This is a genomic window from Leptospira perdikensis, assembly GCF_004769575.1.
Classification (GTDB): Bacteria; Spirochaetota; Leptospiria; order Leptospirales; family Leptospiraceae; genus Leptospira_A; species Leptospira_A perdikensis.
In genome coordinates, this window is record NZ_RQGA01000011.1 from 42275 (window position 1) to 59060 (window position 16786).

17 protein-coding genes are annotated in these 16786 nt (G+C 38.8%); 2 read left to right on the forward strand and 15 right to left on the reverse strand.

From position 1 onward, the window contains the following. Positions 1-54: 54 nt before the first annotated feature. From EHQ49_RS10240 to EHQ49_RS10285, 10 genes are read right to left on the reverse strand one after another with little or no spacing between them, the layout of a single operon-like run. On the reverse strand, positions 55-723 hold the full coding sequence (locus tag EHQ49_RS10240; RefSeq protein WP_135579063.1) for an ABC transporter ATP-binding protein: 669 nt from the start codon (positions 721-723) through the stop codon (positions 55-57). Continuing rightward, on the reverse strand, positions 724-1977 hold the full coding sequence (locus tag EHQ49_RS10245) for an ABC transporter permease (RefSeq protein WP_135579065.1): 1254 nt from the start codon (positions 1975-1977) through the stop codon (positions 724-726). Position 1978: 1 nt separating this feature from the next. Continuing rightward, positions 1979-2749: an efflux RND transporter periplasmic adaptor subunit gene (locus EHQ49_RS10250; RefSeq protein ID WP_135579067.1), complete on the reverse strand. Its 771-nt coding sequence runs from the start codon at positions 2747-2749 to the stop codon at positions 1979-1981. Between the two features lie 55 nt (positions 2750-2804). Then, positions 2805-4094 (reverse strand): tRNA (N(6)-L-threonylcarbamoyladenosine(37)-C(2))-methylthiotransferase MtaB, encoded by a 1290-nt coding sequence (gene mtaB / locus EHQ49_RS10255; protein WP_135579070.1) that lies wholly within the window; start codon positions 4092-4094, stop codon positions 2805-2807. Continuing rightward, positions 4091-4870 (reverse strand): tetratricopeptide repeat protein, encoded by a 780-nt coding sequence (locus EHQ49_RS10260; protein ID WP_135579071.1) that lies wholly within the window; start codon positions 4868-4870, stop codon positions 4091-4093. The genes mtaB and EHQ49_RS10260 overlap by 4 nt, the downstream gene beginning before the upstream one ends. Further along, entirely contained in the window at positions 4867-5301 is a 435-nt protein-coding gene (locus tag EHQ49_RS10265; RefSeq protein WP_135579072.1) for a hypothetical protein, read from the reverse strand. The genes EHQ49_RS10260 and EHQ49_RS10265 overlap by 4 nt, the downstream gene beginning before the upstream one ends. Positions 5302-5327: 26 nt before the next feature. Continuing rightward, positions 5328-7880, reverse strand: coding sequence for an ATP-dependent Clp protease ATP-binding subunit (locus EHQ49_RS10270; RefSeq protein ID WP_135579073.1), 2553 nt, complete (start codon positions 7878-7880; stop codon positions 5328-5330). Between the two features lie 60 nt (positions 7881-7940). Next, positions 7941-8720 carry an ATP--guanido phosphotransferase gene (locus EHQ49_RS10275; protein ID WP_135579074.1) on the reverse strand — a complete coding sequence of 260 codons (780 nt, stop codon included), beginning with the start codon at positions 8718-8720 and terminating at the stop codon, positions 7941-7943. Position 8721: 1 nt separating this feature from the next. Further along, complete coding sequence (locus tag EHQ49_RS10280; protein ID WP_135579075.1) at positions 8722-9417, reverse strand: ABC transporter ATP-binding protein; 696 nt, start codon at positions 9415-9417, stop codon at positions 8722-8724. After that, complete coding sequence (locus EHQ49_RS10285; RefSeq protein ID WP_208732199.1) at positions 9410-10762, reverse strand: ABC transporter permease; 1353 nt, start codon at positions 10760-10762, stop codon at positions 9410-9412. The genes EHQ49_RS10280 and EHQ49_RS10285 overlap by 8 nt, the downstream gene beginning before the upstream one ends. A 60-nt stretch (positions 10763-10822) precedes the next feature. Here EHQ49_RS10285 and EHQ49_RS10290 point away from each other — a divergent pair, with 60 nt between their 5' ends. Beyond that, entirely contained in the window at positions 10823-11809 is a 987-nt protein-coding gene (locus tag EHQ49_RS10290) for a hypothetical protein (RefSeq protein ID WP_135579077.1), read from the forward strand. A 7-nt stretch (positions 11810-11816) separates the two neighbouring features. Further along, positions 11817-12836 (forward strand): LIC_10230 family protein, encoded by a 1020-nt coding sequence (locus tag EHQ49_RS10295; protein WP_135579079.1) that lies wholly within the window; start codon positions 11817-11819, stop codon positions 12834-12836. Positions 12837-12861: 25 nt separating this feature from the next. On the opposite strand, the gene EHQ49_RS10300 is transcribed toward EHQ49_RS10295, so the two are convergent. Genes EHQ49_RS10300 through rnc form a run of 5 tightly spaced genes read right to left on the reverse strand, consistent with a single transcriptional unit; the run spans position 12862 to position 16752 of the window. Further along, positions 12862-13602, reverse strand: a complete 741-nt coding sequence (locus EHQ49_RS10300; protein WP_208732200.1) for a toxin-antitoxin system YwqK family antitoxin — start codon at positions 13600-13602, stop codon at positions 12862-12864. Further along, a complete protein-coding gene (locus EHQ49_RS10305; protein WP_135579083.1) occupies positions 13577-14473 on the reverse strand; it encodes a mechanosensitive ion channel family protein in 897 nt (298 codons plus the stop codon). Before EHQ49_RS10305 ends, EHQ49_RS10300 begins: the two co-directional genes overlap by 26 nt. Before the next feature lies 1 nt (position 14474). Then, entirely contained in the window at positions 14475-15566 is a 1092-nt protein-coding gene (gene aroB / locus EHQ49_RS10310; protein WP_135579085.1) for a 3-dehydroquinate synthase, read from the reverse strand. After that, the gene (locus EHQ49_RS10315; protein ID WP_135579087.1) at positions 15563-16027 is read right to left on the reverse strand and encodes an NUDIX domain-containing protein; all 465 of its coding nucleotides are present in this window, start codon (positions 16025-16027) and stop codon (positions 15563-15565) included. The genes aroB and EHQ49_RS10315 overlap by 4 nt, the downstream gene beginning before the upstream one ends. After that, a complete protein-coding gene (gene rnc, locus EHQ49_RS10320) occupies positions 16024-16752 on the reverse strand; it encodes a ribonuclease III (RefSeq protein ID WP_135579089.1) in 729 nt (242 codons plus the stop codon). The genes EHQ49_RS10315 and rnc overlap by 4 nt, the downstream gene beginning before the upstream one ends. Positions 16753-16786 lie beyond the last annotated feature (34 nt).

Sequence of the window (16786 nt, forward strand, 5' to 3'; positions counted from 1 at the left end):
TTTTTTGGAAAATATCTGCTATAGAATCGAATTTAAACTAATATAACAGAATTTTCAAGAAATTTCTGCAATTTTACCGTCAACCATATGGACACGACGTCCAGCAAGCCCCGCATAATCAGGGTCATGCGTAACAAAGAGAATGGTAGTCCCATCCACTTGGTTAATCCGTTTGAATATCTCCATCACCTTGTCACCGTTAGCTGTATCTAAATTTCCTGTTGGCTCATCCGCAAATAAAAATTTAGGTTTTTGTATCAGTGCCCTTGCGATAGCTACCCTTTGTCCTTCCCCACCAGACATTTGACTTGGAAACTTATCCTTACAATGTAATACAGAAAAACTGTCCATCAGATGTAGGGCATACTCTTCTAGAGCCTTATGAGTGCCTGTTTTTCTTGCTGGCATGGTGATATTTTCTAATCCAGTAAGTTCCGGTAATAAATAATGAAATTGAAAAACAAACCCAATGGATTGGTTTCTTAAATTATGAATCTCGGCACTTCCCATACCAATCAGGGAATTTCCTGCAAGTTTGACATCTCCACTAGTTGGATTATCAAGTCCACTAACAATATAAAGCAGTGTTGATTTACCAGATCCAGATTTTCCAGTTAATGCAACAAAATCACCCAGATTCATTTCCAAAGAAACGTCTTTTAAGACTTCTTGAGGAGGGTCACCAAAGGACTTAAAAATATGTTTGGCTTCAATCCCTAACATTTAAGTTGCTCCCCTAATGATATCCACAGGAGAGAGACGGCTTGCCATACGTGCCGGAATATAACTTGCGATAGACGCACTAAGAACCGCAATAGAAAACCCTTTTACATAAATCATCCAATTCCATGAAATCATCATCGTTTTCATTAAGGCCTTAGAATTTTGTTTTGGATCACCAATGGGAATTCCGTCTATATAATAACATCCGAGGATACCTACAAAAATTCCAACAATAGCACCTAAAGTTCCCAAAAACAACCCTTGAAATATAAATAGTTGAATTGTGTCTTTCTCGTCGAATCCAATAGAACGAAGGATGGCTACTTCCTTTTTCTTTTGATTCACAACCATATTGAGTATATTATAAATTCCAAAAGCAACGACAAGAATTATGGTAAAGGTAGTTGAGTTACGAACAATATCTTGTGTTCTAAAAACTTGCAAAATACTCGCGTTCACTTCGTCCCAACTTTCCACCTTGTCTTTGCTAAAGTATCTCCAGCTTTCGGCAATTGTGGCGGCTTCTCTAATGTCTTTTATTTTAACAATAATTTGTGAAATTTCACCACTGGATTTGGTAATACTTTGCACTGTAGATAATGAAGAATAAGCTGTTACATCATCCACAAGTCGATTTCCTGTACTCAAAATTCCAACCACTTTGACGGGAATCAAATCTGTTCCAGGGATGTACACGGAAATGGTGTCTCCAATTTTTGCTCCAAGTTTACCAAGAACCCCCTCTCCCATAATGACAAGCGAAGTCCCGCGAGACAAATTCGCTAACTTACCTTCTACGATATAATCACTAAGATTAGTAACCTTAGGTTGGATCTGAGGATCAACACCTACGAACCTAGCAGGTGCCGTAGTTTTTCCATATACAAAAATCACTTCTTTGGTGAGTTGTGGGGCAAAGGAAATAACACGATGGTCATTGGATAATTTCTCCATCCACCCAAGAACATTTGCTAAACGAGAGTTATCGGTTCTTCCTGAAGGAGGAGAAAGCCAACGAACTTCTTTTCCTTGAAAAAAAACATCATCAAAAGTTCGTTCAGTAACCAGTTCGTCTTTTGGCGAAATTTTGATTTGTCCATCCGAGTTTACCAATTGATCGGTGATGACAGCTTGAAAACCCAACATAATCCCTGAAAAAATAATGTAACCGGCTGTACCAAGTATGATTCCGACAAGTGTTAAAATGGATTGCTCGGGCCTAGAAAAGATTTGTCTAATGGCAAGAAACAACATATTAGTTTTTTACCAAAACTTCGTCGCCTTCTTTCAGATCTCCTTGGATGAGTTCCCCATACTCCGAATTGATTGCTCCAATCCGAATTTCTAATTTATCACGTTGACCATTTCGAAATCGAATGACCTTTCCTCTGTCAACTGCAATTAACGGAACCAAGACAACATTGTCTTTAGATGAAACTTCAATGGCAACATCTGTTGTCATATCTGGTAGAACCCCATGGGGAAATTCATCGGCTTCGATTCTTACTAAAAATTGCCCATTCGAAGGATAAATTCTTTCGACCTTTCCTTTATACACATTCCCTCGTATGGATTCAAAACTCAGCTGAACAATTTGTCCAGGTTTGACTCGTAAAGCTGACTCTTGATCCAAAGATACGGAAATATATACTTCTTTTAAGTTTTGAATTTCGAGAAGAGGTAGGCCAGGCATCGCAGTTTCATTTTTTGCGACATTCAATTTAGTTAAGGTTCCATTGAAAGGAGAACGAAAGGTAATTCCTGAATCATTAGTAAGAAGCGCTTGGCCTTTTGTAACTGTTTGTCCCTCTTCCACAAAAATCTCACGAATAGAGGCTGCAATTCCAAACTTCAAACTAAAACTATCTATAGGTTTTACCGTACCTAAGGCATAAACAGCTTCCACAAGTGATCCCCTTGTGATCACCAAACGATCGGATTGCGTATTTCGAATGAAAAAGTAGGTTATAAGAATTAGAATGATTACAAAAATAAAACCAATGATAAATTGTTTTTTACGATCCATGATGACCAAATCGTAACCAATTGAAAGTATTTGGAAATTCTTTTTCTAGTGGAAACTAAAGAGACAAACCGAATACAAACTCACCTTCTTTGTCTTTTGCAGGTTTGTATTCCAAACACCTAACATCAACAAATTGGCCATTTTGTAAGGTATCAAAGCGGAAAGAATCGGCCAGACGACCTTTGAGGTAATTGTCGGTAACAAACCGGCCATCGTTTTCTAAGATAGCTTCGTAGGATTTACCAATCACAGTCTCCGCATACCTTGTATGAAGTTCAGAACTAAGGGACATCAAATCCAAAACTCTACGTTTTTTCTCATCACCAGGAATGGGATCTCCAAAAGATTCAGCACTGGTTCCCTTACGGACAGAGTAAGGAAATACATGTAATTTTGCAAACCCAAGTTCACGTAACAATTGTTTTGTTTCTTGAAACTCTAACTCTGTTTCAGAAGGAAACCCTACAATCACATCAGTTCCAAGGAATAAATTGGGGAGTTTTTCTTTTGCAAGTTCGATTCTTGTACGAAACGCATCCGGATGGTAAGTCCGTTTCATATCCTTCAGAATTTTACGGCTTCCGCTTTGAATGGGAACATGCAAAAATTTACAGAACCTAGGGTGTTTCATTAGATCGAGTAAACCTGATCCTACATCGGGTGGTTCAATCGAGGAAAGACGAATCCGCGAATACTCTAAAATCTTTAAGATCCCTTCGAGAAGGTTAAGGAAACCTTTTTCTCCATTTTCAAGTCTGTACCAGCCTAAGTTTACACCCGTTAGCTGAATTTCTCCAACCCCGTTGTCCTGTAAGTATCTGACTTGGTCTAAAACATCGTTATAATTTCTACTAACACCAAGCCCTCTCGCAGCTGGAATTTTACAGTAAGAACATTTTCTGTTACATCCGTCTTGGATTTTTAAGTATGCACGAGTGTGACCTTCAGGCAAAACATCCGAATAGGAAAATCTATCTAAAACCTGATCTGGGTATGTTTCTTTCCCTTCCCAATCCTCAAGAATCTTATAAGGAAGGGAACTTTTTTCTGTATTTCCAAAAACACCAAACACACCAGGAATGTTTTGTAAAATTTCTTTATCTGTTTCTGCATAACATCCTGTTACATAAACCTTTGCTCCAGGATTAGTGCGAATGGCATTACGGATGATATTTCTATTTTTTACATCGGCTTTGTTCGTCACTGTACATGTATTGACAACGATGTATTCAGCCTTTTCCTCAGCTTCTGCGAGGGAAAAACCTTTATCTTTCAGAACAGAGTACATACCATCGGTTTCAAAAAAATTCAACCGACATCCAAGTGTATGAAATTTAATTTTCACAAGTCGCTGAGTGCTACGATCCGTTTGGAATTTTCTTTAATGGTATTACTTTCGCCATTCAAATCAGAAGCTTTTTGGATACATTCCTTAGCTTCCGTCAAATAGGTGTTTGCTTGAGATTTTTTGCCCAACTTTTTATTTGTTTTATATAAAGACTCTTGGACAAGAGCTAAGTTGTTCCAAATTTCAGGAGAGTTCGGGTTTAAAGAAGAAGCCCACCTTAAACTAACATCTGCTTTATCATAATTTTTTAAGTTATAGTAAATTTTACCTTCTAACTCCAACATACGAAAGTCACTAGGACTTCCAGCCTTTGCTTTTTCAATTTGGGAAAGCGCCGTTTTAGAAGCTCCTCTCTCAGAAAGTGCTAAGGCATAAAAATACCTTACTTCAGGATTTTGTGGGTACAACGGAATTGTTTTTTCAGCAAGTTCAATGGCAGGTTTCCATTTTTTATGACGAGTTAGAATCGCAAGACTACCTTGTAGAAGATCTTCATCGTCGGGTTTACGTTTTCTTGCTTCTAAAATATTTTTATAAGAATTTTCGAAATCATTCAACTTGTCATAGTTAAATGCAAGGAGTGCATAAAATTCGTAAGACGATTTTCCATCGGTCAAAAGACTTTTGACAAGTTCGATGGATTTGTTGTAATTTTTGACTTTATATTCATCAACAGCCTGAAAGTAAGCAGAACCGACCTGTTCTTTTTCTTGAGAGTAAAGGGATGTTACGAAAAGACAAGTAATAGCAAAAGCGTAAATCAAATGTTTCATAAAAGATCCGATGGAACTGTAATGGAGTTCAAATTGACCGAATCTATCCTGGAATGATAGGGTTCGATGGGGTCCAGGTATAGGAAAACGCTTCCCCCTTTAGAAAGCAAGTAATGTTCGATATGTTCTTCCGTGATGATTTCCGTGTCTGCCGTATACAAAATGGGGTTTTCGCCCGGGCCCAGATGGACATGGAATTCTTGGGTTGGTAAGAAATCGGAAAGGTTCAGATAACCCGAGCCAAAATAAAGTCCTGACTGAAAGTAATATTTATAAAAAACTTTGACTTCAGGGAGAATGAGGTTGGGGCGAATGTAACCCAGCTCGATCCGTTCGATTGTTCCAACTGTGCGGATTTTCCGAAGTTGGAACCAAACCTTACGAATGAAAAAATAAGAAAACAGAAAGACGAGGGGAATGAGGATAGCCATTACCGTTCGCCTTTCCGAAAGGCTCTCTAAACGAGAGCCAAATCTTTTTCCTCGGCACTTGGAGAAGAACCGTCATCTTTTTTCGGAACCTCTTTGAAGTCAGTCCAAGGAGTTTCTGAATAAACGAGTTTTCCTTCTGCAAAATCAACTAGGATCTTAGTTGGGTTATCATAAACACCTTTCAAAGATTGTACTGCCATATAATCTTCCAATTCTCTTTGGAACACACGTCGAAGTGGTCGTGCTCCATAGTTTTGGTCGTATCCAATGGTTGCAAAATGTTCTTTTGATGTTTGCGAAAGTTCAACAATGACTTTCTTTTCAGTCAGACGTTTGTTAAAGTCTTTCAACATGATATCCACAATGCTAACGATCTCTTCTTTTTTGAGAGGAGCAAAATAAACAACTTCATCCACACGGTTAAGGAACTCTGGATTGAAGTGTTTTTTCAATTGTTCCCTAGCTTGTTCTGCTTTGTAAGTTTCTCTTTCTTCAGCAAAATCCTCAAAACCCAATCGTCCACCTTTGGAAATTTCTTTCGCAGCAATGTTCGAAGTCATGATAATGATGGTATCTCGGAAGTTTACTTTTCTTCCTTTGGTATCCGTCAAATTTCCTTCTTCCATAATTTGAAGTAGGATATTGAAAAGATCATGATGTGCCTTTTCGATTTCGTCGAGTAAAACCAAACTATATGGTTTTCTTCTTACGAATTCGGTGAGTTGACCACCATCATCATATCCTACGTAACCTGGAGGAGCTCCTATCAGACGAGAAACTGCATGAGGTTCCATGTATTCGGACATATCGATACGAAGCATATTGTCTTCAGAACCAAACAGTTGCTCTGCGAGCGCTTTTGCAAGTTCTGTTTTTCCTACACCTGTTGGCCCAAGGAAAATAAACGATCCTGTAGGTCGTTTTTCACTCTTGAGTCCTGTGCGAGAACGTCTGACGGCACGTGCCACTTTTTCGATGGCTTCGGTCTGGCCGACAATCCTTCCTTTGATGTCTTCTTCCAAATTGAGAAGTTTTGCATTTTCCGATTGTTCCATTTTTTTCAACGGAATTCCGGTCCAGAGGCTCACAACAGAAAGGATATCTTCTTCTTCAATCGATACCGCATAACCTTCCATACGTTCTTGCCACTGTTTGGTTTTTTCTTCCAATTGGCCTTTTTTACGATTCACTTCATCGCGAACCGCAGCTGCCTTTTCATACTCTTGGCTACGAACCAAATCTTCTTTTTTAACAGAAAGACCTTTGATTTCTTCTTCAATTTCTTTGATTTCATTCGGACGTTGGCAGTTTGCAAGACGAGCCTTAGCTCCTGCTTCATCAATGATATCAATGGCTTTGTCTGGTAAAAAACGATCGTTGATATAACGGTGAGATAACTTAACCGCTTGTTCGATCGCTTTTTCCGAATAACGAACCTTATGATGTGCTTCGTATGCTTTTTTCAAACCATCTAGGATGAGAACCGCATCATCTACAGAAGGTTCAAGAACCTTCACCATTTGGAATCGTCTTTCCAAAGCAGAATCTTTTTCAATGTACTTACGATATTCATTATTAGTTGTGGCACCAATACATTGTAACTCCCCACGAGCAAGAGCTGGTTTTAAGATGTTTGCTGCATCTACTGCGCCTTCTGCCGCACCGGCTCCAATCAGAGTATGTAACTCATCGATAAAGATGATGATGTTTTGAGAAGTAACGATTTCTTTCATGATTTTTTTCAATCGTTCTTCAAACTCACCACGGTATTTAGTACCTGCAATGAGGCTTGCCAAATCAAGCGATAACACTCGTTTATCGAATAATAAATCCGGAACCAACTTCTCAATCACAGCCTGCGCAAGGCCCTCAACAATCGCAGTTTTACCCACACCCGATTCGCCTACGAGAACTGGGTTGTTTTTTGTTTTACGAGAAAGAATCTGAATCACCCTTTCGATTTCTTTGGAACGACCAATGACCGGATCCAATTTTTTCTCGCGAGCGAGTTGTGTTAAATCTCTTGCAAACTCATCCAAAATCGGAGTTTTACTCTTTTCTTGTCTTGGGGCCGTTTGTTGTTGTGTTTGGCCTTGAGTTGCACCTTGTGTACCCGTAGTTCCACCCACAGCACCAGATGGTGGAGCTCCAAGAAGACGTAAAATCTCAGATTTAATGACGTTATAATTTACGCTGAAAGATGATAACGATCCACCGGCGATATTATTGTTATCGCGAAGTAGTGCCAAAAGAATGTGTTCCGTTCCTACATAGTTATGTTTGAGGCGTTTTGCTTCCTCTTTAGAAACTTCGATCATTTTTTGGTATTTGTCTTGTCCTTGGCTTACATCCAAAAGCAAGGCACCAGAACCCTCTCGAGTTCTTTTTTCGACTTCTTTACGGAGTTCGTTTAAATTGATATTTAGATTCGTAAGAATCTTAATCGCGACAGAGTCCTCCTCCCGGAGAAGCCCAAGTAGAATGTGTTCTGGACCGATAAAATCGGAACCTAAACGTTTAGCCTCATCTTGGGCGATTTCGTTGATGACTCTTTTTGCTCTTTTGGTGAATTCCAACATGCCGCACCCTGCCTTTATTAATTAGACGAACGTCCTTGTTCCCATCATGACCGTACCGGTTTAATAGGAGCCTAGTAAACTAAGAATTTTGTAAAACTGACGTTTTTGAACGACTCTAATGTTCTTCCACGAGATTTTTACGACAAGAACTCGGTCTTTTCCGATGTTCCTAAATCTATGATCGGTGGAAGGAGCAAATTCTATACCAAATTTGACAAGAGTTTGTAAAATTGAAAAAAACTCAGAAACGATCCCTGGGGTGAGTCCGAGTAAGATCGAATCCCGCCTTCCCTTACCCAAATTGGTAGGGCAGGAGGAAATAAACCCGAGTTCCGGGAGGGTAGCCCAATATTTTTTTTGGAACAAAAACCGGAAAAGGGAAACTTTTCCCCTCGGAATTTTCGCCGATTCGCGGCCTTCCTTCTCCCATCTTGGTAAAATGGTTTCCCAGCGAATATGGTCTTCGGAGCCTAAATAAATACCCATCCTCGGTTCTTGGATTTCTTGGGAACCGAGATTTTTTTCAAACTCGTTTGGGTACTGATATAAATCCATCCCAGTATCAACTAACAATTGTTTAGATTTATCAATCAATGGATCATAAAAAGGGAACAAACTTGATTTTAGATTTCTTGTGATTCGGGTTCGCAAAGAAATAAGAGTGAAAGAACCTAAATTCTCTTTTATAAACTTTTCTAACGTTTGGATTTGGATTTCGGGAATTTTTCTTTTTTCATTTGGTTTTGGGTATTCAAAAACTTGAACACAATTGGCACAACCGAACTTACCGCTTTTACGAAACTGAATTTCTTTGGTTCCGCAAAATCGGCAAAAAATCATTTTAGGAAACTGGAGTTAATTGTCCAGAAACGATCCGATTTCTTTTGTGAGCCATGGAGGCAAGTTCCAAGTCATGAGTCACAAGAATCAAAGAAAACTTAAATTCGTTTTGGAGTTCTTTGATCAGATCCATTAGGTGACGTGAGTTATCACGATCCAAATTCCCCGTAGGTTCATCAGCCAAAATCAGTTGCCTTCTTCCTACAAGGGCACGTGCGACACCAACCCGGGCACTTTCTCCTCCAGATAGTTGCGAAGGAAAACTTCCAGTCCTCTCCCCAAGGCCTACTTTTTTTAAAATCTCTGTCGCTTGTATTTTAGCTGTACTTGGATTCATTCTGGCAATGAGTAGTGGCATCATTACATTTTCTAAAGCAGTGAAATCTGGTAACAAAAGATGTTGTTGAAAAATAAAAGAAATTTTTTCAGCACGAAAAGATTCCCTTTGTTTTTCAGTAAGATTTTTTAAACTCACTCCGCAAACTTCCACCTCACCGTCGTCAAACGAATCCATCGCACCAAGGATATTAAGAAGTGTGGACTTACCCACACCCGAGGCTCCTTCTACAGATACAATTTCACCAGGTAACACTTCGAAATCGAGTCCCGAAATGATATGATAACGTTTATCTACAACCTGGTAGTATTTTTCTAATTTGCGAACAGAAACAGTTGGTTTTGTATTGATATCAGTCATTTCGTATTGTATCCACAGGGTTTAGATTAGCAGCCATACGTGCAGGGAAGTAACCAGCAAGTCCAGAAAGGATGGTTGCGGCAGTTGTCACCATAAAAATAAAGGAAATATCGATATCCACAGGGATATGATCGAAGTAATAAATATCTTTCGGAACGAGTTCCACGGGATCCCAATCACCAGGATTTAGTAAACTCCCCACACCATTGATAATCTCAGAGATGGCATTGATGATGACTTCCAGTTGGGTCGCAATAAAGATCCCCGTCATCCCACCGACAAGAGAAGATAAAATCCCGACGATCATTGCATTCAAAGTAAAGATCAATAAAATATCATTGGAAGCTAGACCAAGTGCTTTTAAGGTTCCGATAGATCTGCGTTTTGCGCGGATGAGCGAGTGCACCGTTGCAACCATACCAAGAGCAGCAAGAACGATAAAAAGAAAAACAATGATGGAGATGATTGTTTTTTCAAGTCTTAAGGCTGCCAAAAAGTTTTCCTGTTCTTCTGCGATGGTTCGCACCGACCAAGAAGTTTCATCTTGAATTTTCTGATTCCAATTATCTTCGTTTAACCGAGATAAGATTCTTTGTTTTGTAAGTTTCAAATCATCAAGTGAACGAACCTTAATCGCAACTTGATTGACAGCACCTTCCATTTTAAAAAATTCTTGAGCCTGTGGCAGAGACAAAAACACAAACTTAGAATCATAATTATAATAACCCGTTTTAAATAATCCAACCAAACGAAAGGTTTGTACATTCACCTGTACACCTCGTTCGACCGTAAACCTTCCTCCAGGAACTGCCATTGTAATTTCTCGACCCAACCCATACCCGTAAATGGCACTCATTTCTTTTCCCACTACCACGAGTTTCTTCTTATTGAAGGATTGAATTTCATCCCGATCGTATTGTAAAATCCGCGGGAAGTTCGGAAGTCCATTTTCCACCAATTTTTCTACGGAGTCTACGGGAACTGCGCGGATCATAATCGGATTAAAGTTATTATTACTTTGGATGAGACCATGGCTTGTGATATTCCCTTCAACAGAAACAAAGGACTCCGCAAGTTTGGGGTCGGCCTTAAGGTGAGCAATGACCTTTTCGTAATCATAAATCGCACCAGAGCCATAAGAGTTCTCAATGGTAATATGAGGGCCTCCTTGCCAAAGTGATTCCTTCACTTGTTTTTGGAATCCGTTGAAAATGGAGAGGACTACTACTAGGAGTCCCACTCCGACTGCCATAACAATGAACGACAGCCTGGATTTGATGGAGAGAAAACCCAGCACTCTGGATCCTCGGATGTAACGGATTGTGATTAAAGAGACGATTCCCATGATGACCTAATCTTTTTGACAGCTTTCTTCTAAAGATGGATACTGTCAAAAAAGAACCTTATGCCTGAGACACCAAACTATTATTCTGTCAAAGTAAACCTACGAGACGAAGCGAATATGGTCTACACCATGATTGCGGCAGTCATAGACCCGGTGGAAACCAAATCGGTGAAGTATGAGGGAGTTTCATGTACAAGTCCGCTATCCCTTTTGCCCATTCGTTCCACTTTCCAGGACTTTTACAACCGGATGCAGAGGGTAATCTACAAAGGGGAACAGCAAAAAAACATTACCAAGTCTTTGCAGGAGCTGATCAAAACCAAATTTGGGTCTGAAAGTTTCTTGGAAGAAATCCTTCACTATATGGATCACAACCTAACAGACCGATTGGACTTTGTTTTTAGCGAAATGCACAAAAGAACGGCTGGAAACTCGGAACCCAAAGTAGAAATCCATTTTGAACTCATTGATCCAAACGATCTTTCGAAAACAACAGTCGATGAAGAGGAAATTGCAAAGAAGGAAGCACCTCCACCAACTCCAGTTCCACAAACATCTGGATTTTTAGTCCCTGCGGACAAACAAATTGTTCAATTCAAATTTCAACTTTCCCCGGTCAATGGAGTTCCGCTCGTAGAACTAAAAACAGGCGATAATGTTTACATTCGTTTGGTTCCGGGAGATGTTATCACTGACTCCATTATTAACTCATTGGAGCTTAAGGAAGAATCTGGAGCTATCAAACAAATCCCTGCCAAAATCGTTAATATCTCAAATAACAAAAATTTTTCGGAAGTCGTTATCAAAATTAATGAACAAGTATACGGTAAAATCATTGAGGAAGAAAACTCAGTAAAAATCAAAACAACTGATGCACAACACGGTGCCGCCAATATCATGAGTTCTGTAGCTTCTCCTACGGCAACAGTTTCAAAAGCAAAACAAAATCCTACACTTTCTGCTGATGAAAGTTTTCACTTATGGCCTTACATCATTATGTTAGTAGTCCTAGCCATTGGTATGATGACTATTTTTGTGATTTTATAATATCTCTATGGAAAAATTTAAAAAACAACTTCCAATCCTTACCCCTCTATTCATTGCCATAGTCATCATTCATTCTCTGTTTGTTGATTATTCAGTTCAATTTCCTGATTACATCACAACGGAAAATTCAGAATCAGCGATGGAATCGATGAAACCCAAAGTTATCGCTGAAAATGGCGTTTTGAATCGAATTTCTTACTTAGAATCTTTTTTGGTAGAGTTAGAATCCAGAGAACTTCCCGTTGATACGGAACAAGAAGAAACGAAAGACAATATCAAACGAGTTTTAGTGGGCCAAAAACTACTTCTAGGACTTTCTTTATTTTATTTATTGTTAACTTTTTCGACATCAGTCTCTTATGTTTTCCGCGTTTGGTTTCATAAGTCTTTAGCAAATGTTTTTTACCCAGTTTCTCTTGTTGTACTGTTACCTAAGATATTTTACCAACTCAATCTAATGGTACAAAAAGAAATTCCATCATATTTCTATTTTACCTTTTTAGTTTTTACTTATGTGGCAAGTGCGATAGCATACCGTTCGATTTTAAAAAACAAAGAATTGGCAGAAGGATTTCAATCCCTACAGTTTTCTTCCTCATTAGAAGAAGAAGGTAGATCTCCAGGTAACACAAAAACAGGATCTATTTTTTCTCCCATCTTTCATGTGATCATTATCATCATTATTGGAATTTTAATTGGGAACTTAATTTACATTCCACTCTTTCTACTACAAAAACACTATGTCAGTGAATTCAGTTACTTTATCTTCTTTTTACTGGGACTATTGTCTTTGTTCTATATCTTCAATTACAAAAAAGTGGGTGGGGAACCAAATCTCAACAATTGGAAAAACTTAGCTGTTAGTTTTGCTTATTTACAATTTAGATTTTTAAGAAATAGTTTCTGGGCAGTGTTTAGTACAATTTTAATTGTACTTTTTGTAACATTTTTATTTAGTCTCTTGCTCTTTAATATCGACCTTATCCAAAACAATTTGGGATTATTCGGCAAAGCTACCGAATTCTAATTCCTTCAACGGGTATCAGGAGTGCCTAATGGCACTCTGGTTCTTTTCCTTTACGCAACAAACACCATAATTCTCCACTTGGATAATAAGTAGAACGCGATAATAGTTCTCCCTCATTGGAATACAATTCTGAAGCTTCTTTTGTTCCTGTAGGATAATAATACAACCATTCCCCTACTTTTTTATCGTTCTCATAACTTCCTTTTTCTTCCACTTTTGTATCTGGGTAATAACGCACCCAGTCTCCCGTGCGAAAACCACCATCAAAAAAACCTTTTTCGTTCAAACGACCACTGCGGAAGTAACGATGATAAGATCCTGTTTCATTCCCAAGTTCAGAAGTTTGGATCCAGAGTTGTTTTTTTCTGTTTCCCGGTTTGTAATTTTGTTCAATATAAGGTTTCCCATCAGAAAAATAAAACTTCCAAAGCCCATCTCTCTCCCCATTGATAAACTTACCTTCCATGATTGTAGTCCCTGTCAGATAATTGAGTTTCCTTCCATATCCATCAGGTTGGGCCAAACCATTCACCGGAACCTCTGCTACGAGATTCCCATTTTCATACCATTCCCGGTATAAACCTTCGCCGGTCCATTGGTAGTGGTTGGTTTTCTTTTCAAACCCAGCCTCTTTAGGAACTGAACTTGGTCTTTCGGCCGTAGCCTTACAAGGGCCAAAACCTATACCAACTAACAATATAAAAGTTAATAAGGATATAAAAATCCAAATTGAATTGTCTTTAATGGGTGTGGATGTGGATGTCATTTTCATTTTTGAACTTAATAAGGATTTCTTTGGAGATAAGGATTCGGTTAAGTCGTTTAGACCTTATTGGTGTGAGGTAACGTAAACACATAAGAATGGTTCCTTCAGGTTCTAAGGAAGTATACACAATGGGAGTGGTTTTGCCAAGTCTCACTAGATAGTTTTTTGACATCTCACGAATTTTTGATTCCACGAGCTCAGGTGCTAATACCAATTCTTCATGTAGGATTTGGGCACAAATTTTTTCTGCTTTTTCCCAATTGGAACTAATATCTAAATAAACTTTAAATTCATCCCAAACAAAATCCATCGTTTCTGAAACGATGAAAAAACGGTGTAGAACAATATTATAATTGGGAAAATGAATGAGTCTGTTCGTGGATTGTTCGAACCTTGGGTCAGATGCAATTTCGAGTAATGTGAATTTAAAAAAACCAATATTGACAACATCACCTTTGATGTTATCAAGTTCGATCCGGTCTCCTACTTTAAATCCATTGGCTCCCATAATCATAAACCAACCGACCATATTCAACCAAACTTCTTTGAGTGAAATGACAATCCCGGCACCCGCAAGACCAAGGACAGTTGGCAGTAATGACAAACTAGAAAAAATAATCGGTAGGTAAGCAATGCCGAAAACCAAAAGGAAACCCATACGAGCCACTTTCCGGCGATTGTACTCATGGACGGCATCAGGAGCTGGTTTGATTCTTTCGACAAGAATCATAGTAATTTTATAAGAGAAAACAGCAAACACAACCATGTATCCAAATAGGATCATAGTTTCCGCAAAATCACGATTCGACCGTATTAGCAACGTTAGTGGATTTAAATCCAAATAGAATTCTTTAAAACTACCTCCACCCATTCTAGAACTTTCCTCTTTGACGTTTTAGAATTTCAAGAATTGTTTTTCTTTCAATAGAAACACCAAACTTCGGTTTTCCAAAATCTTCTAATAAAACAAACTTCAAGGAAGAACCTTCCTTTTTTTTATCATGTTCCATATGTCCCAGAACCAAGTCAGGCTTTTCCTCTAACACGGTTGGTAATTCTAATTGTTTCATTAGTGTGATTGCTTTTTGAAAATTAGAATCAGAAAACCCAGCAAGTTCACGTGATAACATTAAGGCTGTAACAAGGCCAACAGCCACAGCTTCACCATGTGAATATTTTTTATACTGAGTTAAGGATTCGATGGCATGGCCTGTGGTATGACCTAAGTTCAATACCGCACGTAACCCGGATTCTTTTTCATCTTGTGAAACAATCCCTGATTTCACTCGTACTGACTCCTCAATCGCATAACGAAGAGTTGGTGAATCGGCATAAAAATCAGATCGTTTTGACTTGGAAATTTTATCTAAAAAGCTGCCCCCATCAAGAAATGCGTGTTTTGTGATTTCAGCAAGACCACAACTCCATTCCTTTTCTGGTAAAGTGGAAAGAGTAAATAGAGGTGCAAATACAAACTCTGGTTGGTAAAAAGCACCTACCATATTTTTTCCAGAATCTACATTGACTGCAACCTTTCCGCCAACAGATGAATCAACACAAGCTAAGAGAGTTGTAGGAACTTGTACAAACCGTATTCCCCTTTGATAGGTGGCGGCAATGAAGCCGGCAAAGTCTCCAACAACACCTCCACCAAAAGCGATGACCACAGCCTTTCTGTCTGCATCCGTTTCAATGAGTTGGTTGTAGACTTTTTTCACTCGATCGATGTGTTTGTTCTTTTCACCAGGTTTTAAATAAATAAAAGAAAAAGGAACTTTTAGGGTTTTTAGTTCTTTGGTTATGTATTTTTCGTAGATCCCAGCAATTTCACGGCTCGTAAGGACATAGACTTTAGAGACTTTTGGAAGTGCATTTAGTTTTTCAGCCAGGCCTTGGAAGTCTTCGTGTAATTCAATCGGGTAACGAAAACCCTGTCCTATAATTTCACGTTCCGACAACTTCATGGTTCATTCACCCATGGGCTGGAAATATATCTAGGTTTATTTGTACTTTTAGCCCGGAAGTAATGTTTTATATCCGGACGAATGTCCATAGATAAAATTTCTTTAGTTGTAAAATATCCAAATCCAGAAATGGCCTTTTCTTTGGGATTGAGAACTGGTAACAAAGCTTTTACCTTAGTTAAAAAAACAATTTGGATGAGATGGCGTTTTTTATGTGGATCAATGGATTCATTTAAAAATAAAAATTCTACTTGGCTTACTTCCAGAGACAACTCTTCTTTTAGTTCTCGTTTGAGGGCCTCTTCTCCCGACTCCCCAAATTCAATTCCACCGCCAGGAAGTAACCAATACCCCGATTGTTTTTTTTGCTGTTGTACAAGCAAAATTTTACCTTTAGGATCTTGGATGAGGGCTGCCACACGAACCCGCATCGATTTGGATTTTAATAAAAATTCAATCATAGTATTTTTAGAAAACGGAGAGCGGCCTTTGCTGCCATCTGTTCTGCCCGACGTTTGTTTTTTCCTTCCCCATTGGTTTGGAAATGACTTTCGCAAAGAACAGAAACTAGAAACTCTTTGTCGTGGTCAGGACCCTCTTCTTTCATCACAGAATATTCAGGTAATTTTTTCCATTTCTTTTGGCAAAATTCCTGCAAAATGGTTTTGTAATCTTTTGTCTCTTCTGCATCATCAACTCCCTTTTCCATCACCTGAAAATGAGGTGTGAGGAATTTACGGCAAATCTCAAGGCCTTGGTCCAGGTAAAGAGCACCAAGGAAGGCTTCAAAGCTATCTGCTTGGAGATTGGTATTAGATTCCCCTTTTTCTCTCTCCCCTCGACCTAGAAGTAAAAATTCAGGAAATCGATACGCTCTTGCTAACTTCGCAATGGCAGGAGCAGAAACCATTTTACTTTTTAATTTGGCTAATTTTCCTTCTTTTCCTTTGGGAAGGGACTGGTATAAAAACTCGGCAGCAAGGATACCAAGAACCGAGTCTCCTAAAAACTCCAAACGTTCATTATCAGATAGATAACGATCCGAGTCTTCATTTGCAAATGACCTATGAACAAACGCTAGGTGGAGAAGCGAAATATCCTTAAACTGGGTTTTTGTAAGAGATTGAAGTTCTTTGAGAGAGGAAATTCTTTCGGGGGGAAGTTTGATACGAATCGAGTTCGGCAAGGTACAAAGATCCGGGTTCCTCTATGAAAGGAAC